Consider the following 19,079-nt stretch of genomic DNA (forward strand, 5'->3'; position numbering starts at 1 on the left):
ATAGTAGATTGCATCAAGGCTTCTCCTTTCCCGAAAAGCGGGAATCGTCGTGAGGGCGCGCCCCTTCGTTACGTTGGGGGCGTACCTGCACGGAAGAGGTTAACGGTTCTTCGGCCCCGGCCTCTTGATGCAGGTCAACCAGACACGAATCAGACCCGTTCCAAACGGGTGCAACCCGACGTCACCAACGTCGCAACAAGGAGATCGACATGGAAGCCACACTGAAAGGCGGAACGGTCACCCTGAAGATCGACAAGAAGGCCGCCAAGGACATCGCCGAAAACATCACCGAGCTCGGCGGCGAAATCAGCAACGGTGCGCGGGCGCTCGGCTCCGTGCTCCAGGAAGGCGTCTACGAACTGGAGAACGAATTCCGCCAGCCGCCGCACGCCTTCGACGAGCACGCCCCCAAGCAGCCCTCCATCGAGGACTGACGCGCACGCCACGCCCCCAACAAGCCACACCCGAACACAAGGAGCACGACATGCACCTGGAAAAAGCGGAAAACGGCGAACTCGTTATCACCATGCCCCGGGCGGAAGCCGCCGACGTCCTGGCCACGCTCAAGAAGCGCGCCGACGACCTCGACGACTGCGAGGACCTCACCGAGGCCCTGGAAAACGCCGGCATCCAGCTACCCGAACAACCGGACCACATCCGCCACGAATACATGCCCCCGGCGGACCACTAGCCCTCGCAGCCGCCCCACACCCCCGTGGGGCGCGCAAGGTCCGGGGCCACCCGGCGGCGCAGAAGCCCAGCCCCCTGGGCGATCGGGTCTAACCAACGCCCCAATCGCCGAGAGGCTCGGCTCCTACAGGCCCGGGGCCACCAGGCGCTGTAGGAGCCCAGCCCCCTGGGCGATCCGGGCCTAACCAACGCCCCAATCGACCGACGGCTCGGTCCTACGCATCCCGAAACCACAGCCCCCTGTAGGAGCGTGCTTGCACGCGAAGCCCCCGCCAAAGCCGGTCACGGAACACCCTTTCGCAGCCCCCACCGGCTCACAAGCAAGAAGCCCAAATAAACCCATGCCCCAAACAGAGAAAGAGCCACCCCAGCATCCGTGCCCGGGCGGCTCTTTCAGGGGCATCCCTGTCCCCGCGACAAAAACTAGCACATAAAGTAGAGGCTTCCACCCCATACGCGGAAAAAACGCCCAGCGGTCGTCTTTGGGCCCTCAACGGTAGCTCTCATTCCCGCCAAACACCCCGAACTCGCGATCCCTCGACACTCGCACATCCGGACGCAGGCTTCCACAAGGCGACAGCCCTTCGCCCTCGCGCCACAGCTCCATCCGCCAGAAAACACCCGTCACCGATTCAATCGAAGAATCCCCGCAGATCTTCGACCCCTTACCCCTGCAACAGCGCCTGCGTATCCGGATCCAGCGCCGCCCAATGCTGGCGCAACCGCTCGGCCAGGTCCACCAGCTCCAGCAACATCACCGGCACCGAAAGCTCCGCCGCCCGATCCCGTGCCTCGCCCGAAAACCCGCCGGGACTCACGTACATCCCCCGGTCCCCGGGGCGCCGGCCAGCCGCAAAGGCCTCCAGCTCGGCCAGATCCGTCTCCGAATCCACATCGCGTGCCAAACCCACCACCAACCGCGGTGCATCGTCACCACCACTCGCCGGCGCCGCCACCCGCTCCAGCCATGGACGGGCATCACCCTCCGAGGCCTCGATCACGACATACCCCATGCCGCGCAACATCCCCTGCACCAGCTGCATCCGCTCCGGCGTACCCAGTTGCTCCAGCTGCTCCGCCCAGTCGTCCATCACAATCTCCCTCGTTCCCCCCGAAACGCTAAGCGAATCGAGCGCCGGACACCAGACCTCGCCACGATCCCCCACTCCCGCATAACCCACCCCGTATCGCAGGACCCGGCTTGCCGGCGAAGCCCCCGCCAAATCCCGACAACCACCCGCCCTGCCAACACAACGGCACGACCGCCGCCCTCCCTCCATCATCGCAAGGAGCAAAGCGACGCAGCGACCACCACGAATCACCCCAAGGCTCACCACATCAGCCCGAAACCAACACCTCACCCCCTTATCCCGGATAACCGCGACGCGGTTTCCGGGATGACGACGCGTGGGAAATGCCTGTCAGGTGGTGCAGAAAACCCGCAACTAGTATTACGGCCGAACCCGGTCCCCCGATCCGCGCCCCAGCACCGTCAGCACCAGATACCGGAAGTACGCCCGGACCGTCAGCGCATCGAGCATCTGACGGTCCACCTCGGCCAGCTCGCGCGGCGTGGACATATCGATCCCGCGGATCTGTGCCAGCCCGGTAATCCCCGGCCGCGCATCCAGCACACCGCGCTCCGCCCTCTCCTGCAACAGCTCTTCCTGGTTAAACAACCCCGGCCGCGGCCCCACCAGGCTCATCTCGCCCTTCAGCACATTCCACAACTGCGGCAGCTCATCCAACTTCGTCTTGCGCAAAAAGCGCCCCAGCCGCGTCACGGAGGAGACCTCGGCCAGATGCGTCGCCACCGACGCCGTATCCGGCCGCATCGTGCGAAATTTCACCAGCACAAACGGCCGCTGATACCGCCCCACCCGCTCCTGCCGAAACAGCGGCGACCGCGACTCCATCCAGCCCAGCACCCACAACACCAGCAACACCGGCGCTGCCACCACCAGCCCCACCAGCGCCAGCACCACATCCAGAACCCGAATCAAGAAGCCTCCCCTCTATACCAACCCGCCCAACCTGTAGGAGCCCAGCCCCTGGGCGACAAGGGCTCAACCAACGCCCCATCGCCGAGAGGGCTCGGCTCCTACACGGCCCGGAGTCACTGTAGATGCATCGTCCCGTGCCCCGTAGGAGCCGCCTCGGCGGCGAAGCCCCCGCCAAAGCCCAAAAACCACCACCCCTATCCACCTCGACGGACGGGGCCAGACCCTCTGCGGTCACCGCGAGGAGCAAAGCAACGCCGCGATCTCCACAGGCGACGCGAACGCCACCCCAACCACCTCGGCCGCAAAAACCTGCATGCGCCCATTCTGGTCACCGACATCACACTGCCACGTCCCAGCCCGGCGATACCTACACGCGGTCAATGCGCCGCCACCCAATTCTCCACCTGCAGCCCGGATACACGCTCGAATTCACGCCCGTTATTCGTTATCAGCACGGCCCCGATGGCCCGCGCATGCGCTGCGATCAAGAGGTCGTTTGCACCAATCGGAGTACCCAAACGTTCCAGCTCCGCACGGATGTCGCCGTAATGTTCGGCCGCTTCTTCGGGCCAGTCGCACACCCTCGCAAAAGCCAGAAAGCGCTCCAGTGCGGCCTCGCTACGTTCTCTCTGATTCGACCGGCGAACCCCATACCGCAATTCCGCCAGAACGACAGCAGAAAGGCCCACCTCCCCAACTGGGACACCGCGCAGCCGCGCGTGCACCTCCGGCGGTCGGCGTTTCATGATGTCGATACAGATGTTCGTATCCAGCATGTAACGCATAGATCACAACGCCTCGCGATCCTGCGCCACGCGATCCTCGATCGAATCGGGAAAGTCGTCGGGAAGCGTTTCACCGGGCTCCTTGAAATAATCATCCCAGGACCTCGGCTTGGCGCGCAGAATCAATGCATCCCCACGCTTTTCAATCACCACTTCATCCGCATCGAACGCAAACCCCTTCGGCAGGCGAACGGCCTGACTGCGTCCATTCCGGAACAAACTCGCCGTACGCCGCTTCATGGCTCAGCCCCACGTCTATTGAATATGCCATAAGCATATCCCCAATAGAAAGGCGATCCAACCCCCAACCCTCGTAGGAGCGGCCTTGGCCGCGAAGCCCCCGCCAAAGCCAGAACACCACCAACGCTACCGCCGCAACGGCCCCACCGCCCGCCGCAACCCCTCATCCACACTCACCGGCGGCTCCCACCCCAGCGTCTCCCGCGTATGCGAAATATTCACCTGCAACGAACCCAACATGTAGGCCACTACAACCCGATCCGCCGCTTTGTGCAGCGGCATCCCCACAGAAACCCGCGGCGTGCACGAATCCCCAGGAGTCACCAGCCCACCTTCGACAGGATCACAATCCATCACAGAGCTCGCCAAGGCGCTGCGGAACCGCCCCCTGGCGCCGGATCTCCGCGGCCTCCTCTTGGGTTATCCGGGGCGCGATCGCCACGTACTCGACATTCCAACCCTGATAGGCCTTGTGGGCGCTCAGAAATCGGTCCGCCGCAGCCACCAGCGCCGGAATGGACCTGGCCAGCTTCTCGCCCTGCCGTTTGCAGGAGCCGAACCGAATCGCGTTCTGATCCTCCGACACCGCCACCAAATCAATCTCCACATCCGAGCGATCCCAGTACCCCCGAATCCGTTCGGACAACGCAAAGTCGCCCAGACCCAGGCGACTGCGCTCCTCATAAAGCTGCGCCACCAGATCCTCCAGGGCATAGCCTTCCACCTCGCGCAAACGTTCGTCGGCACGGGACACGAGCATGTCCAGCGGGCGAAAGGCCGAGGCCGAAACCGGCTTTTGCAGCGCAGACAGCCACGCGCGCAGGAAATTGTCGCGAATGTAATAGCGCCCGCTGCGCGCCTTCGGTCGCGCAAAGATCGGCAACCGCCGTTCGATCATCCGATATCGCTCGCTGAGGATCTTCAGATGTCCGCCCACCTGACGCGCCTCTCCCGGGCCGGAGACCTCCGCCAGATGCGACTCGATCGCCGCATTGTTGCAGCCAGGATGCGATGCCAGAAACTGCAGCACCATGTCGTAGCGCCCGCGCAGTTCACGCAGGAACCAGTTATGCGCTTCATTGCGCAGCGGCGACGAACTGGAGAAGAACAGCTTGCGCAGCACCGTCTCGCGATCCGCATCCAGCACACCCTGCTCGTAGGCATCCCGGTAGAACTTCGGCACCCCCTCGAACAGGTTCCAGAGGAAGAGCAGGCGTTCGGGGTCCTCGTCCGCATGTGCGCGCAGAATTTCCAGCACCGAGCCGATATCCAGATGCCCCAGCTCAAGCGTATCCGTAGCCCGGTTGAACAGCGGCGCCTGCCGATCATCCAGCAGCGCCGTCATCTCCGCATGCAGCGACCCCAGCACAATCAATCCGCCAGGAACCTGCCCCGCCCGGGCGCTCAGCCGGTCCACCTCTGCCTGCAGGAGCGAGCAGAAATCGAACAGCGGCTTGCGATGGAAGTACTGGAACTCATCCAGCGCCACCACATATCCCGACTCCGCCAGACTCGCGATCAAGCGGGCCAGCTCGCCCAGGCTATGGACACGCTCCTCCAGCCCGAACGTCTCCAGGTAGCCATTGCAAGCCGCCACCACCCCCGCCGGGTCCGAATCCGGAATCTGGATGTACAGCGTCTTCGAGACACCCGCCGCCTGCAGCGCCTGCTGAATCAGCGTCGTCTTGCCAATCCGGCGCCGCCCCGAAATCTGCAGAAAAAACCAGCGCCTCCGGGACAGAATCTCCTGCAACTGCGCCAGCTCCGTCTGCCGACCGTAAAACGCCCACTCCCGGGATCCCGCCACCCACACACCTTAAGGTAAAAGTTATTACCTTAACCTACTCCGATCCTTTCGCCTCATCAACACAGTCACTTACGCGCCACCCCACCGCACAGCCTGGTCCACCAGCAGGAGGCCAGCCCCCTGGCCAATTGGATGTTGGACAGGCCCCATCGCCGAGAGGCTGGCCACCAACGCCGACGCCACCCCCCGTAGGAGCCGCCTCGGCGGCGAAGCCCCCGCCAAAGCCAGAACACCACCAACGCTACCGCCGCAACGACACCACCGCCCGCCGCAACCCCTCATCCAGCGAAACCGGCGGCACCCACCCCAACACCTCGCGCGCCTTCGAAGCATCCACCTGCAACGACCCCAACAACCGCCGCGCCATCTCCCGCTTGCCCAGCGCCGTCGCCCCGGCCCGCAACATCCAAACCGACACCGGCACCAACCGCGCCGGCCGCTCCAGCGCATCCCCCACCTTGCGCAACAAACCGGCCGTGGACACATCCTCCCCATCCGCCACCAGGAAGGTCTCCCCCGCCGCCGCCGGATGGTCCAGACACGTCACTATCAGATCCACCAGGTTATCCAGCGCCACCAGACTGCGCCGATTCTGCGTCACCGCCCCCAGAGGCAACGGCACACCCTTGTTCACCCAGCGCAGCAGGCTGCCGAAATTCGCCCCCACACCCGGCCCGTACACCAACGGCGGCCGGATGATCACCACCTCCAGCCCCGTCTCCGCACTGAGCGCCCGAAGCCCATCCTCCGCCTCTCGCTTGGACACCCCGTATGGGTCCTCCGGCGCCGGCGCATCCGCCTCGCGGAACGGCTGCCCCGTCGGTGTCTCCTCGCCATTGACCTTCACCGAGCTGACAAACACAAACCGACGCACACCGGCCTCCGCCGCCTGCCGCGCCAGCCGCAGCGTCCCTTCCACATTCACCCGCCGGAATGCCTCCAGCGGATCCGCCTCCGGCTCATCCATCACATGCACCCGCGCCGCCGCATGTACCACGGCCTCCACACCCTGCAGCGCGCCCCTCCAGTCCGCTTCCGGGCCAAGCGTTGGGCTAACCGCCAGCTCAGCACCATCCGGCACGGCGACACTACGACGACAGGCCGCGACCGGAACCCGCCCCTCACTCGCCAGCTGTGCCACCACGGAGCCACCCACGAACCCCGTCGCTCCAGTAACCAGAACCCGATCCAACGCCACTCAACACCCCGTCATTGCGAGGGCCCAAAGGGCCCGTGGCAATCGCCCGCCTCAGCCCCGCCAACACTTGTTATCGCCACCAGAATCATCCAAGGTGATTAGCGGAGGCTTTGTTGGCGGAAACGCTGGCATTGCCTTTTTCATTTTCCGTCCCGTCCGTCGTACTTGGCAGGGTCAGGTACCCATGTCGGCCCGCCCCGACCTCAACAAACGCCTGTAAATCTCCAGGTGGGCATCCACCACCTTCTCGATCGCGAACTCCCGCTCCGCCAGCGCCCGCCCGGCGCGCCCCATGGCCTGCCGCCTTTCCGGATTTTCCACAAGCGCCTCCAGCGCATCGGCCAGCGCCTGCACATCGCGCACCGGCACCAGCACCCCGGTCTCGCCGTCCTCGATGGCATCGCGGCAGCCGGGATGGTTCGTGGTCACGATCGGCCGCCCACACGCCGCCGCCTCGATCAGCGTCTTCGGCAATCCCTCGCCATAATACGAAGGCAAGGTCACCACATGCGCCTGCGCATAAAGCTCCGGCACATCCGGGCGGTGCCCCAGCACCTCAACCACGCCTTCGGCCGCCCAGGTTCCCACCTGCTCTGGGGTAATGGAGTAAGGGTTGCCAGGGTCCGGGTCACCGATCAGCCAGAACCGCGCCGCCACGCCGCGTTCGCGCAGCAACCGCGCCGCCGCCACGAACTCCTCCACACCCTTCTGCTTCAACAAGCGCGCCGCAAACGCCACGATCGGAACGCCCGGCGCCTCCTCCGGACAGGGCATCACCGCAAGGTCCACGCCGGAGCCCTGGATCATCACTGCCTTCTCGTCCCGCAGCCCTCCGGAGCGGATCAACGCGGCCTGATCATCGGTGTTCTGCAGGATCACCGCCTGGTTCGGGTGCCCAAGCGCCAGGCGGTACATCGCCTGCACAGCACGCCGCATCATCCCGGCACGCTGACCATCGGATGTAAACACCGTACCCAATCCGGAAATCGCAGACACTACCCCCGGCACCCGCGCCAGCCGCGCCAGCATGCCGCCATACAGCACCGGCTTGATCGTCACCAGATGCACCAGGTCCGGCCGCAGCCGCCGGAACAGCCGATACAACGCCCACAGCGAACGCACCTCGGTGAATGGATTGGCACCGCGTCGCGACATCGGTACCGGCACGGCCTTCAGGCCCTGCTCACCAAGCTCCGCCGGCGGCTCGCCCGGCGCCGCCACGTACACATCAAACCCGGCGTCCCGGGCACCCAGGGCAACGGCCAGGCGATGCGACACAAAAAAGCCGAAGTCGTTGACCACGAACAACAGTTTCACCCGCACTCCCTCGCCTTCCCGTGTCATTGTGCCTCTCACGGAACATTCCTCAGGCACCCGCTCATTCGGACGCGCACCCTAAACTACAATCGCCCTGGATGGCACAACCCGGAGAGTTCCATACACCGGAACATCGTCTTCTGCTGCGACGGCACCGCCAACCGGAGGGGCAAAATCAGCGTGGTCGACCTGTTGGGCCTCACGGTTCCAGTCGTCGCGAAGGGCACAGCGACGAAACGATACACCACTGTCACCAGCAGCTACCCGCCTACGAACCCGACGGGGCACGTTCTCTCCGCTCGCATTCGGGCGCGAGAAGGTAATCGGCACGACCCCGCGCAAGCTGTTCGGCCACGGCCTCAGCGCCGGCATCGACAACGGCTACCGCTTCCTGGTGCAGTACTATCGCCCCGGCGACCGCATGTGTCTGTTCGCCGGAGAAGTATGAGTCAGCCGGAAGATTGTCCGGATGGTTTCTGATGCCGGAGCTCCAGCGCGCCGACGAAGCTCGGCGTGGGCAGCGTGAGAGGCCCGGCCAGGCTGCGGGAGGTAATGTTGGTGACCATTTCGCGGATCGCACCGTAGACCAGGGCCGCCCCGTACTCGTATTCGTTCCCCGTCAGCAAGCCTTACGCATCCTTGCGGAACGCCATCATCGCCCGCTTGTTGGCGCACGCCTCATCCGCCTCGGCAACCTCCGACCCGCACACATCGCACACGGCGTAACGCAACGGAATCGTCCCTTCCACACCGGCATGCTCCACCTGCTGAGTCGACTCCCGAGGCTCAAGCCGACCCTCACCACAGGCCGGACAAACGCGCTCTTTGCTTGCGGTGGTTTGGCTCATGTCAGATTCCCTCCGCCCGTCATTCGCGGGCGAGCCCGCTCCCACAAAACCCCGGCACCCCGTAGGAGATTCTATGTCTCTCCACAAGGGATCTTAGGTTGGTAATCGGTCTGATTTTTCATCAGGGCGAAGGCGACGCGGGCCAGCTTTCGAGCCAAGGCGTTCAGGGCCTGGGTCGTCGCCAGGCCACGGTCCAGGCAGCGCTGGTAGTAGTCGCTCCAGGCGGCTTTCGACTTGGCCTGCATCGCGGCCAGATAGAGCAGCCGTCGCAACTCTGGATCGCCCTGTTTGGTGAGTTTGCGCTGCCCCCGTTTCGTGCCGGAGTCGCGTATGCGGACATCCAGCCCCAGGAAGGCAACGAACGCATCACCGCTGCGGAAGGCCCCCCGCTGGAACGCCATGGTCAGGCCTGCCGCGGTGAGCGGACCGACGCCCTCGATCTGCTGGCAGCGCCGGGCGTGATCCGACCAGCCGGCGCGACCGACCGTCTCGCGCAGCACACGCTGGAGGACGGCATCCAGCCGGCCGATCTCCCGGAGCAGATCCTTCAGGTTGGACTGCAGTTCGGGTACGCCTCGCAGGCTCTGCTCCAGCATGACCCGTGCCCGCACCAGCGTGGCACGCCGGCGCAACAGCTTTTGCAGGGTCCGGTAACCCTCGGGCGGCGGTGTCCAGGGGCGCAGTTCGTCCTGCTCGCGTTGCAGATAACGCACCAGCAGCCGGGCATCCCCGGCATCGGTCTTGGCCCGGCCACCGATGCTCTCGCGGTAGCGATTGAGGCGATAGCCATTGACCAGATACACCCGGTGGCCCTGATGATGAGCCTCCAGCGCCAGGGCCAGGTGATAGTCGTTGGTGGCTTCCAGGGCGAAGTCGGCCGGACCCTCCAGGCTACGGACCCAGCGACGGATCGCCGGGAGCTCGTTGGGACACGGATGTGCGGTTTCACCGTCAATACTGATCCACAACTCGGCCTTGCCGACATCGACCCCGATCCGATGCGTTGCCATCATCACACCTCCCGGGCTAGCTTGGAGTGGTCTGTCGGGGCCTCACCGAACGCTGGCTTGCCATCTATCGTCGGTCCCGAGCCGATCGATTCCTTATCGGCGTTTAAGGTGAGGGGTGGGACGAACTCTCCTACCGTCTGTGCCACAGGCCAGATGCGGGCCTCGTCCCTCCACCCCGACAGACCCTTTCTAGGCCTGCCACGGGTAAACATACAAGCGGGCTTGCCCGCGAATGCGGCGGCGGGTTGGGCCCACACCCCGCCGTTCGCGGCCAAGGCCGCTCCTACAAGCGGAGATCGGCCGCCTCGGCCGGCAGGGCCGACTTCACGTCGAACACCACGGCATTCTCGCGGCCCAGGCGGCGTACGCCTTCGCCGCCCAGCGCCACGAACTCCCGGTGCGGCACGGCCAGCACCACTGCATCATACGCGCCGGCCTCCGGTTTTCCTTCCAGCAGGTCCACGGCGTACTCCTCACGCGCTTAGGCGGTATCCACCCACGGGTCCCACACGTCCACCTGCGCGTTGTAGCTCTGCAGGTCCTCGATGATGTCCACCACCCGGGTGTTGCGAACATCCGGGCAGTTCTCCTTGAACGCCAGCCCCATCACCAGGATGCGCGAGCCCACCACCGGGAAGCCCTTGCGGATCATCGCCTTCACCAGGCGGTCGGCAATATGCCCGCCCATGCCGTCGTTCACCCGCCGCCCGGCCAGGATCATCTCCGGATGGTGGCCCACTGCCTGGGCCTTGTGCGTCAGGTAGTACGGGTCCACCCCGATGCAGTGCCCGCCCACCAGCCCGGGCCGGAACGGCAGGAAGTTCCACTTGGTGCCCGCCGCCGCCAGCACCGCCTCGGTATCCAGCTCCAGCCGCTCGAACAGCAGCGACAGCTCGTTCACCAGCGCAATGTTCACGTCCCGCTGGGTGTTCTCGATCACCTTGGCCGCCTCCGCCACACGGATGCTCGGCGCCCGATGCGTGCCCGCACGGATGATGCGCGCGTACAGCTCATCCACAAACCGCGCCACTTCCGGCGTGGAACCCGAGGTCACCTTCACGATGTCCGGAATGCGATGCGCCTTGTCCCCCGGGTTCACCCGCTCCGGGCTGTAGCCCAGAAAGAACCCCTCGTTCACCGTCAGGCCGGATTCCGCCGCCAGCACCGGCGCGCAGTCCTCCTCCGTGGCCCCCGGATACACCGTGGACTCAAAGATCACCACGTCGCCATCCTTCAGCGCCCGCCCCACGGTGCGGCTGGCCGCCAGCAGCGGCCCCAGGTCCGGCCGCCGGTGCGCATCAATCGGCGTGGGCACCGTCACGATGAACACATTGCAGCCCGCCAGCGCCGCCGGGTCCGCCGTCATCTCCAGCTGCGCGGCCGCCGCCAGCTCCTCCGGCTCCACCTCCCGCGTGCGATCATGCCCCCGGTTCAGCTCCGCCACCCGCTGCGCGTCGATATCGAACCCCAGCGTGGGCAACACGCGCCCGAACTCCGCCGCCAGCGGCAGGCCCACGTAGCCCAGGCCGATGACCCCAATGCGTACGTCTTCTCGTTGCTGCATCAATTTAGCCCTGCCCCTTGCGATCAATCCTGTTTTCGGGCTTCTCTGCTGCCTCGCGCATGACATCGATCACCCGAGGCGCCTGAGCCGCTCTGCTGTACCATGTCTCCACCTTCCGACGTCCATGCGCACCCATGGCCGCACGTTGCTCGCCATTCCCGGCCAGCTCCTTGAGAGTTTCCATCCAGTCATCCGTAGCCGACGCCAGAAAGCCGTTGCGCCCGTCTTCTACGATCTCCCTGTTCACACCAACGGGCGAAGCCACCACCGGCAGGCCGCATGCCATGTATTGGATCAGCTTGTAACCGCACTTGCCGCGCTCCCATGGCGAGTCTTCGAGCGGCATGATGCCGATATCGAATTGTTGGATCGAGGAGACCTCGGTTTCCTCGGACCAGGGCCAGGCCTCTACCGGGGTGCCGACAAAGTTGGCCGCACGCGCACCCACTGCCACGAAGCGTACGCCTAGATCGCGGTGCAGCCTTTCGAAGACAGGCACCAACGGTTGCAGGTAGCGACTAGTCTTGGGCGTACCGATCCACCCAACCACCAGCGGGCCCTCCGCGCGTTTGGCGGCCGCCTGATACCGGTCGGTATCCACTACCGTCGGGATGATCTCGATACGCTGAGCGCCCGCGGCGCGCGCCCGGTCCGCGAGGTACTCATTGCCGGCAATAACCAGCGCGGAATGGCGCATTACCGCATCGATCTTCCGGCCAAGCAGCCCCCGAACCACTGCCCGTCTGTGCAGATCGTACCGATGAAACAGGGCGTCGTCGTAGTCAACCACATAGGGCACGTTCAGTTGCGCCAAGACCCGCTCGAACCATGCCGGCAGAAAAGGAAACAACTCTTTCTCGATAATCAGTACATCGAACTTGCGAGCCCGTAGCAGGGCATACAGCCGCCTCAGATAGCCCCTCACCGTCTCCCTGAAACGCCCGCGCCCGGCGTACAGCGCTTGCAGATAGGCGTTCGAGAAGAGCGGGCTGATCTCTACCGTCCATCCACGTTCCTGGAAATCTCCGAGGTATTGCAGATACCGCACACGGGAGCTGGCGCCCAGGTCCCCATAGCGTGAAAGCAACAACACCCTCATGGAGCGAACCGTCCTTCGCCCCGAATAATCCGACCCATTCCACGCCACAACATCCGATAGGCCGACCACGTATGGCGGACCCCGGCCAAGTCGCGCCGCGCTAGACACCAGGCCGTGCGCGTTAGCGGTTCGGCCACCCCGGTGATGCCGATCAGAACCCACGCCTGCCAACGCGGGAAATGCTTGAACCCGTACAACAGGCGGCTACGCAACGAGTAGAACAGGCGATGCGCCTTTACCTGACGGGAAGTCCCGCCGCCGGCATGAAACGCCTGCGCGTCGGCAAGAAACACGCTTTGCCAACCAGCTTGGTGAGCACGATATGAAAGGTCCACCTCTTCGAAGTACACAAAAAACCGTTCGTCAAATCCCCCGAGCCCGTCAAACAGATCGCGCCGCATCAGGAAAAACGCGCCCATCACCTGATCGACCGGCCGCGTATCTCCATGATCCCACTCGGCCATTTTTATTCCAGCCGCCCGAAACCCTGGTAACTTCTCCACGCCCAACGCCCCCGACAGCAGTCGAGTAAAAGTCGGGAATCTCGAACAGCTACAAGACACCCCGTCCGCTTCATCCCTTAACTGTATCCCGCAAATCCCCACATCGGAATTCTCGGGCCGCTCCATAAACGCCAAAGGAACCGACAGCGATTCCCTACCTACCCGTGTATCCGGATTCAAAAACAGTATATACGGCGACCCACCCTCTCGAGCACCCAGGTTACACGCAGCACCAAACCCAAGATTAGCACCAGCACGAATCACCTCTACGCCCGCCATGCCCGCGACCTTGTCCGCCGAACCATCCGTCGAGCCATTATCAACCACAACCACTCGACCTACGAGCCCCGCCGCGTTCGCCATAACGGTCTCAACCGCCTCGACTAACTGCCCGCCTCCGTTCCAGTTCACCACCACGACGTCAAGCACAACACCCTCTCCCCCGGCCGCTCAAAATACACACGCACAGCCCTACCCAATTAAATATTCAAATTCTCTCAAGCCACCGCGAACCACGACAAAATAGATATAATTTATCGACACAACCAACAACCATACAGACGGCATCAGCCGAACAACAAGCGCCCCCGTCGTGGATGTATAGGAAGAACTCATGACAATGACGAGCACAAACGGCAAGAACGCCGTCACAATATACAAAACGCGATACGAATAGGCCGAAAACGCAAGAGCCGAATAAGCGATAATCAGCAAAGCCACCATTACCAAAACCGACCCACCCCTCAACCCAACCCTCCCCTTTACATAAAGCAATGCGGCCGCTGACATCGACAGAACGAAAATAATACTCAACCTCCCGACGACGTTAAGCTCGGAAAACGACCCCCGTGTAGCCGACATATAATGGTTCACTTTCCCCTCGGCACCTAGCAGCCGCCCGGCGCCCAACACGGCCGGCTCCAGTGTATTTACTAGACTAACACCCAAAGCCAAGAGTGCCACAGAGGCAGCCGAACCCACGATCGCACCATCAAAAAAAACACGCGACCTTGCAAGAGCGGACACGCCGACCAAATAGATCACAAAAAACAACACATAGGACAAATGGAAGAATGGCGACAACGCAGCGAATACCAGTGACGACTTGAAACGACCACGCAAAAGCAACGCAAGCGACACAACCGCGAGAGTCATGGCAAAACCCTGCCTGAGCCCATTTGTATACAAATCAAACAGGGTAAAAGAATAAGTCAATGACACCAGGAACAAGGCGCCAAGCAGATATCCCACAACCTTCGATAGGTTATACGACGCCCACGCAAGAAGTAAAAGCTTCAAAATAGTCTCTAACGAAAAATAGACTTCGTAGCTCGCACTAATACTTCGCAAAAACGCCAACCACACGACATAACCGGGTTCCCAGCGGTGGAACTGGGCGAGCTCAAAGGCCGCCGCGTAGACCGCCGAATCCGTTCCTGAGGCAGAATCGCGAAATCCATAGATAACAGAAAAGGAGGAAACGACACCAAAACAGATGACGAGGAACACACCGCGCGAGAGTCCCCGTCCTGACATGGAAAGGACGGCAAGGGCGGCCAATGGAAATAACGTTAGAGTATACATTCAGCGGCTGAAGCTAGTCTTCACGAGGGAGTACGTCTGACGCCCCGGAAGCAGTGACAACAAGGCCTTTACCAGAACGCGAACACTGAAAGGGTGCTTCAACCATGCGGCGAGAAGCATCCGGCGACCGCGAAGATCGCCAACCAGCATCCTAGCGTCGCCTAGCCGGTGGAGCCAGGCCGCCTTTAACGCTCGATCCTTATCTATGGCGCCCCGGTTTTTTTCGTACAGTATCTGTAACGCCGTAGCGTGTGCCTTTTGGTCATGACTGATACTCCCATCAGTCACATGGGACACAATAAGAGGATCCTTGAGGTATTCTAAGGTCGTTACCGCAGTCAGCCGCAGGCCCAAATCCCAATCTTGGTAGCGGGGCATTTGCGCATCGAATCCACCCGCTTCGTCGAGACAGGACCGTCTGACGACGACCGTGGGCGTGTCTACAACGTTCCGCCAAAGAAGCTTTTCATAGAGACTTTTCTTATTTTCCAACCCGCTCCAGAGTGGCATTTGCCGACACCCGGAATCCCAAGTCTGTATAAAGGCCGAAAACACTCCGCCCACATGGGGTGATGCTTTCAACCTACCCACAGCGGATTCAAGTTTAGTACAGCACCACTCGTCGTCACTATCCTGAAATGCAATGTACTCACCTCTAGCCATTCGAATCCCGCAATTGCGGGCCTCAGCGCCACCCACATTCGAGACCAATCGCTCATAATGCAGTCGAGCATCAGAAAACGCTTTGACGACGCTCTCGGTGTGGTCAGTAGAGGCGTCATCGACCACGATCACTTCAATGTCCGAGAAGGTTTGACAGAGAACGGATGTGATGCTTCGAGCGAGCGTAGACGCCCTATTGTATGTGGGAATTATTACACTGACTGTGGGCTTTATTGGGTGCATTTTAGTAGGGGTTCAATGATTTGTGGCTTGATTTTTTCCGCGAGGCAAGAAGCACTTCATGGAGGTTCAGAAAAGCTGGTCATCCAACATTCGCAAGAGATACTGGCCGTACCCGTTTTTCGCCAATGGCGCAGCAAGGGCCCGGACGGCATCTGCGTCGATAAAGCCGACGCGATAGGCGGTCTCTTCGGGCGAACAGACTTTCAACCCCTGGCGTTTCTCGATGGTCTCGATGAAGGTGGCGGCCTCGATCAGCGATTCGTGGGTACCGGTATCCAGCCAGGCCATGCCGCGGCCCATGACCTCCACGTTAAGTTCAGCCCGCTCGAGGTAGGCGCGGTTCACGTCGGTGATCTCGAGTTCGCCGCGCTTGGAGGGGCGGACCTCCCTCGCAATGTCCGTGACCTGCGCATCGTAGAAGTACAAACCGGTCACCGCGTAGCGGGAGCGTGGCTCGGCCGGCTTTTCCTCCAGGCTGGTGGCGCGCCCGTTCTCGTCGAAGCCGACGACGCCGTAGCGTTCGGGGTCGGTTACCGGGTAGGCGAACACCGTGGCGCCGTGCTGGCGCTGGGCCGCCGATGTGACGAGCGCACGCAGGTCGTGGCCATGGAAGATGTTGTCGCCGAGAATCAGGGCGCTCGGGTGCCCATCGAGGAAGCGTTCGCCGATGATGAAGGCCTCGGCGAGGCCGTTGGGCTGCCCCTGAACCGCATACTGCAAGTCGAGCCCCCACTGGCTGCCGTCGCCCAGCAGTTTCTGGAACAACGGGACATCATCGGGCGTCGAGATCAGGAGGATCTCCCGAATACCCGCCATCATGAGGGTGCACAGCGGGTAGTAGATCATCGGCTTGTCGAACACCGGGAGCAACTGCTTCGATATCGCCTGCGTCACCGGATACAGCCGGGTTCCGCTGCCGCCGGCCAGGATAATGCCCTTGCGTTGTTTCATTGGCAGCTCCCCCGTCATGCGAAACATTCGGCCTGTGCCAGCGGCAGGCCCTGCTGGTCCTTGGCGGAGACAAGCGGCTCGTGCTCCAGCGGCCATGCAATGCCAAGGTCCGGGTCGTCCCAGCGGATGCTGCGCTCGTGCTCCGGGGCGTAGTAGTCGGTGCACTTGTACTGGAACTCGGCCGTATCGCTGGTCACACAGAACCCGTGGGCAAAGCCCGGTGGCACCCAGAGCATGCGTTTGTTTTCGGCCGTAAGGTATTCACCCACCCAACGGCCAAACGTGGGCGAGCTCTTGCGGATGTCCACGGCCACGTCGAAGACCGCACCGTGCGTGACCCGCACCAGCTTTCCCTGCGGCTGGCGGATCTGGTAGTGCAAGCCCCGCAGCGTGCCCTGTACCGACCGGCTGTGATTGTCCTGGACGAAGTCGTAGTCGATTCCGGCTTCGGCGAACTTGCGCCGCTGCCACGTCTCCATGAAGAAGCCACGCTCGTCGCCGAACACGGCGGGCTCGATGAGCAGGACTTCGGGGATGGCGGTCGGGGTCACGTGCATCTTCAAGCGGCTCCTTCGCAGGCGAGTATCTCGGCAAGGGCATGGTCCACGCCCTGTTGCCAGGCGGGCATGCGCAGGCCGAATGCCGCCTCCAGGCGCGTGCAGTCCAGCCGGGAGTTGCCGGGCCGGCGGGCCTTCACGGGGAAGGCATCGGTCGTAACTGGCGCAATGGCCTGTTCGGCTACTTTGACCGGCCATCCGGCCCGGCGGGCGCGCTCGATCACCCGGCAGGCATAGCCGTGCCACGTGGTCTCGCCCGACGCGGCCAGATGATACAGGCCTTCAAGCTCGGGGTGTTGCATGGCCAGAGGCAGTGCCTGCGCGGTCACATCGGCGATGAGCGGAGCCCCCGTTGGCGCCCCATGCTGGTCGTTGATGACCTGCAAGGCATCCCGTTCAGCGGCCAGGCGCAGCATGGTGCGGATAAAATTCTTGCCCCGGGAGGCATAGACCCAACTGGTGCGGAAGATCAGGTGCCGGCAGCCGCTCTCCTGAATGGCCCGTTCCCCATCGCGTTTGGTCCGGCCATAGACGTTGAGGGGCGCCGTCTGGTCATCCTCGCGCCAGGGGCGCGTGCCCGTTCCATCGAAGACGTAATCCGTCGAGTAGTGCACCAGCCAGGCGCCAATGGCGCTCGCTTCACGGGCCAGGACGGCCGCTGCGGTGGCGTTCACCGCCTCGGCCAGTTCAGGCTCGTCTTCGGCTTGATCCACTGCGGTATAGGCCGCCGCGTTGACGATCACCTGTGGTGCGACCTGCCGGACGGTGCTTGCGAGCGCCGCGGGCCGCGTTAGGTCGCCACACAGGCCCTCTTGTTCACGACGCGTTATGGCGATCACCGTGCCAAGCGGAGCAAGGGCACGTTGCAGCTCCCAGCCAACCTGACCGTTGCTACCCAGAACGAGGATGTTCATACAGCGCGCCCCCTGCGGGCGTAATTGGCGTCGATCCATTCGCGGTAGGCACCGGAGCGCACGCGTTCGACCCATCCCGGGTTGTCGAGATACCACTGCACGGTCTTCCTCAGACCTGTTTCGAAGCTCTCCGTCGGCTGCCAGCCCAGCTCATTCGCGAGGCGGGTGTCGTCGATGGCGTAGCGATGGTCGTGGCCCGGCCGGTCTGAAACGAACTCGATCAATCGCGTGTAGGCCCCCTGCTCGTCGGGCACCAGCTCGTCGAGCGTCGCGCAAAGGGCATGTACAACCTCAAGGTTCGTCCGCTCGCATCGCCCCCCAATGTTGTAGGTGCGCCCGACGGTGCCATGGGCCAGCACATGGCGCAGCGCCCGCGCATGATCCTCCACATAGAGCCAGTCACGGATATTGTCCCCGCGCCCGTAGACCGGCAGCGGCCTGCCGTCCAGGGCATTGAGGACCATCAGAGGGACCAGCTTTTCGGGAAACTGGCAAGGTCCGTAGTTGTTGGAGCAGTTCGTGATCACGACCGGAAGCCCGTAGGTGCGATGCCATGCACGCACCAGATGGTCGCTGGCCGCCTTGCTCGCCGAGTAGGGAGAACTCGGGGCATACGGCGTGTCTTCCGTAAAGGCGGGATCCTCCGGCCCGAGATCCCCGTACACCTCGTCCGTGGATACATGATGGAAGCGGAAGCGTTCTTTCGCTTCACCCTCAAGCTCCGACCAGTAGCCTCGAGCCGCTTCCAGCAGGTTGTGCGTTCCGGTCACGTTGGTCTCCACGAACGCCGCCGGCCCTTCGATGGACCGATCCACGTGAGATTCCGCCGCCAGGTGCATCACCGCGTCCGGGCGGTGCTCCCGAAATACCCGCTCCAGCGCTGCGCGGTCCGTGATATCCACGTGCTCGAACACATGTCGCGGGTTCTCACGCGCATCCGCCAGGGACTCCGGGTTCCCCGCATAGGTCAACGCATCCACGTTGATAACGGTCGCATCCGTCTCGCCAATGTACTGGCGCACAACCGCAGAGCCGATGAACCCGGCTCCCCCGGTAACAAGTACTCGCTCTGGTTGACTCAATTAAACACCCTTTTACAAAAC

At 63.0% G+C, this 19,079-nt stretch carries 20 protein-coding genes and 2 pseudogenes; 2 read left to right on the forward strand and 20 right to left on the reverse strand.

All coding sequences use genetic code 11. The features are described from left to right. Nucleotides 1–209 precede the first annotated feature (209 nt). Together F572_RS0107570 and F572_RS0107575 are read left to right on the forward strand one after the other, a co-directional pair. Nucleotides 210–434, forward strand: coding sequence for a hypothetical protein (locus tag F572_RS0107570; RefSeq protein WP_017942161.1), 225 nt, complete (start codon nt 210–212; stop codon nt 432–434). Nucleotides 435–484: 50 nt separating this feature from the next. Then, complete coding sequence (locus tag F572_RS0107575; protein ID WP_017942162.1) at nt 485–691, forward strand: hypothetical protein; 207 nt, start codon at nt 485–487, stop codon at nt 689–691. Between the two features lie 664 nt (nt 692–1,355). Here the strand turns inward: F572_RS0107575 and F572_RS0107580 are convergent. From F572_RS0107580 to rfbB, 20 genes and pseudogenes are all read right to left on the reverse strand, one after another. Then, the gene (locus F572_RS0107580) at nt 1,356–1,781 is read right to left on the reverse strand and encodes a restriction endonuclease (RefSeq protein ID WP_017942163.1); all 426 of its coding nucleotides are present in this window, start codon (nt 1,779–1,781) and stop codon (nt 1,356–1,358) included. A gap of 360 nt (nt 1,782–2,141) precedes the next feature. Then, on the reverse strand, nt 2,142–2,669 hold the full coding sequence (locus F572_RS0107585; RefSeq protein WP_231291116.1) for a sugar transferase: 528 nt from the start codon (nt 2,667–2,669) through the stop codon (nt 2,142–2,144). A 401-nt stretch (nt 2,670–3,070) separates the two neighbouring features. Then, nucleotides 3,071–3,478 carry a type II toxin-antitoxin system VapC family toxin gene (locus F572_RS0107595; RefSeq protein ID WP_017942165.1) on the reverse strand — a complete coding sequence of 136 codons (408 nt, stop codon included), beginning with the start codon at nt 3,476–3,478 and terminating at the stop codon, nt 3,071–3,073. 3 nt (nt 3,479–3,481) lie between these two features. Then, nucleotides 3,482–3,718: an antitoxin gene (locus tag F572_RS0107600; protein ID WP_026143046.1), complete on the reverse strand. Its 237-nt coding sequence runs from the start codon at nt 3,716–3,718 to the stop codon at nt 3,482–3,484. Nucleotides 3,719–3,844: 126 nt separating this feature from the next. Further along, nucleotides 3,845–3,958: pseudogene (locus F572_RS15920) on the reverse strand (NAD-dependent dehydratase); the annotation flags it as partial. Between the two features lie 103 nt (nt 3,959–4,061). Beyond that, nucleotides 4,062–5,471 (reverse strand): ATP-binding protein, encoded by a 1,410-nt coding sequence (locus F572_RS0107605; protein WP_017942167.1) that lies wholly within the window; start codon nt 5,469–5,471, stop codon nt 4,062–4,064. A 295-nt stretch (nt 5,472–5,766) separates the two neighbouring features. Next, entirely contained in the window at nt 5,767–6,717 is a 951-nt protein-coding gene (locus tag F572_RS0107610) for an SDR family oxidoreductase (RefSeq protein WP_081602033.1), read from the reverse strand. A 180-nt stretch (nt 6,718–6,897) separates the two neighbouring features. After that, nucleotides 6,898–8,067, reverse strand: coding sequence for a glycosyltransferase family 4 protein (locus F572_RS0107615; RefSeq protein ID WP_017942169.1), 1,170 nt, complete (start codon nt 8,065–8,067; stop codon nt 6,898–6,900). A gap of 422 nt (nt 8,068–8,489) precedes the next feature. Then, entirely contained in the window at nt 8,490–8,666 is a 177-nt protein-coding gene (locus F572_RS15790) for a hypothetical protein (protein WP_017942170.1), read from the reverse strand. 3 nt (nt 8,667–8,669) lie between these two features. Next, the gene (locus F572_RS0107625; protein ID WP_017942171.1) at nt 8,670–8,888 is read right to left on the reverse strand and encodes a hypothetical protein; all 219 of its coding nucleotides are present in this window, start codon (nt 8,886–8,888) and stop codon (nt 8,670–8,672) included. Nucleotides 8,889–8,959: 71 nt separating this feature from the next. After that, on the reverse strand, nt 8,960–9,901 hold the full coding sequence (locus F572_RS0107630) for an IS110 family transposase (RefSeq protein ID WP_017942172.1): 942 nt from the start codon (nt 9,899–9,901) through the stop codon (nt 8,960–8,962). A gap of 280 nt (nt 9,902–10,181) precedes the next feature. Continuing rightward, a pseudogene (locus tag F572_RS0107640) lies at nt 10,182–11,462 on the reverse strand (nucleotide sugar dehydrogenase). Between the two features lie 4 nt (nt 11,463–11,466). Continuing rightward, complete coding sequence (locus F572_RS0107645; protein ID WP_017942175.1) at nt 11,467–12,561, reverse strand: glycosyltransferase family 4 protein; 1,095 nt, start codon at nt 12,559–12,561, stop codon at nt 11,467–11,469. Beyond that, entirely contained in the window at nt 12,558–13,493 is a 936-nt protein-coding gene (locus tag F572_RS15245; protein ID WP_026143047.1) for a glycosyltransferase family 2 protein, read from the reverse strand. Before F572_RS15245 ends, F572_RS0107645 begins: the two co-directional genes overlap by 4 nt. 42 nt (nt 13,494–13,535) lie before the next feature. Further along, complete coding sequence (locus F572_RS0107655; protein WP_231291114.1) at nt 13,536–14,624, reverse strand: EpsG family protein; 1,089 nt, start codon at nt 14,622–14,624, stop codon at nt 13,536–13,538. A gap of 24 nt (nt 14,625–14,648) precedes the next feature. Beyond that, nucleotides 14,649–15,554, reverse strand: a complete 906-nt coding sequence (locus F572_RS16010; protein ID WP_081602028.1) for a glycosyltransferase family 2 protein — start codon at nt 15,552–15,554, stop codon at nt 14,649–14,651. A gap of 66 nt (nt 15,555–15,620) precedes the next feature. Beyond that, complete coding sequence (gene rfbA / locus F572_RS0107665) at nt 15,621–16,505, reverse strand: glucose-1-phosphate thymidylyltransferase RfbA (RefSeq protein WP_017942179.1); 885 nt, start codon at nt 16,503–16,505, stop codon at nt 15,621–15,623. Nucleotides 16,506–16,519: 14 nt separating this feature from the next. Next, a complete protein-coding gene (gene rfbC, locus F572_RS0107670) occupies nt 16,520–17,062 on the reverse strand; it encodes a dTDP-4-dehydrorhamnose 3,5-epimerase (RefSeq protein ID WP_017942180.1) in 543 nt (180 codons plus the stop codon). A gap of 2 nt (nt 17,063–17,064) precedes the next feature. Next, the gene (rfbD, locus tag F572_RS0107675) at nt 17,065–17,976 is read right to left on the reverse strand and encodes a dTDP-4-dehydrorhamnose reductase (RefSeq protein WP_017942181.1); all 912 of its coding nucleotides are present in this window, start codon (nt 17,974–17,976) and stop codon (nt 17,065–17,067) included. Next, on the reverse strand, nt 17,973–19,058 hold the full coding sequence (gene rfbB / locus F572_RS0107680; protein ID WP_081602029.1) for a dTDP-glucose 4,6-dehydratase: 1,086 nt from the start codon (nt 19,056–19,058) through the stop codon (nt 17,973–17,975). Before rfbB ends, rfbD begins: the two co-directional genes overlap by 4 nt. Between the last annotated feature and the right edge of the window lie 21 nt (nt 19,059–19,079).

Source organism: Thioalkalivibrio sp. ALE14 (assembly GCF_000376845.1).
Classification (GTDB): Bacteria; Pseudomonadota; Gammaproteobacteria; order Ectothiorhodospirales; family Ectothiorhodospiraceae; genus Thioalkalivibrio.

Bases quoted from the DNA above. Each gene is read 5' to 3' on its own strand.
- rfbC (WP_017942180.1), bottom strand. From the start codon at position 17,062: ATGCACGTGACCCCGACCGCCATCCCCGAAGTCCTGCTCATCGAGCCC.
- F572_RS0107600 (WP_026143046.1), bottom strand. From the start codon at position 3,718: ATGAAGCGGCGTACGGCGAGTTTGTTCCGGAATGGACGCAGTCAGGCC.
- F572_RS16010 (WP_081602028.1), bottom strand. From the start codon at position 15,554: ATGCACCCAATAAAGCCCACAGTCAGTGTAATAATTCCCACATACAAT.
- rfbD (WP_017942181.1), bottom strand. From the start codon at position 17,976: ATGAACATCCTCGTTCTGGGTAGCAACGGTCAGGTTGGCTGGGAGCTG.
- F572_RS0107570 (WP_017942161.1), top strand. From the start codon at position 210: ATGGAAGCCACACTGAAAGGCGGAACGGTCACCCTGAAGATCGACAAG.
- F572_RS0107630 (WP_017942172.1), bottom strand. From the start codon at position 9,901: ATGATGGCAACGCATCGGATCGGGGTCGATGTCGGCAAGGCCGAGTTG.
- F572_RS0107615 (WP_017942169.1), bottom strand. From the start codon at position 8,067: ATGACACGGGAAGGCGAGGGAGTGCGGGTGAAACTGTTGTTCGTGGTC.
- F572_RS0107575 (WP_017942162.1), top strand. From the start codon at position 485: ATGCACCTGGAAAAAGCGGAAAACGGCGAACTCGTTATCACCATGCCC.
- rfbA (WP_017942179.1), bottom strand. From the start codon at position 16,505: ATGAAACAACGCAAGGGCATTATCCTGGCCGGCGGCAGCGGAACCCGG.
- F572_RS0107580 (WP_017942163.1), bottom strand. From the start codon at position 1,781: ATGGACGACTGGGCGGAGCAGCTGGAGCAACTGGGTACGCCGGAGCGG.
- F572_RS0107595 (WP_017942165.1), bottom strand. From the start codon at position 3,478: ATGCGTTACATGCTGGATACGAACATCTGTATCGACATCATGAAACGC.
- F572_RS0107625 (WP_017942171.1), bottom strand. From the start codon at position 8,888: ATGAGCCAAACCACCGCAAGCAAAGAGCGCGTTTGTCCGGCCTGTGGT.
- F572_RS0107645 (WP_017942175.1), bottom strand. From the start codon at position 12,561: ATGAGGGTGTTGTTGCTTTCACGCTATGGGGACCTGGGCGCCAGCTCC.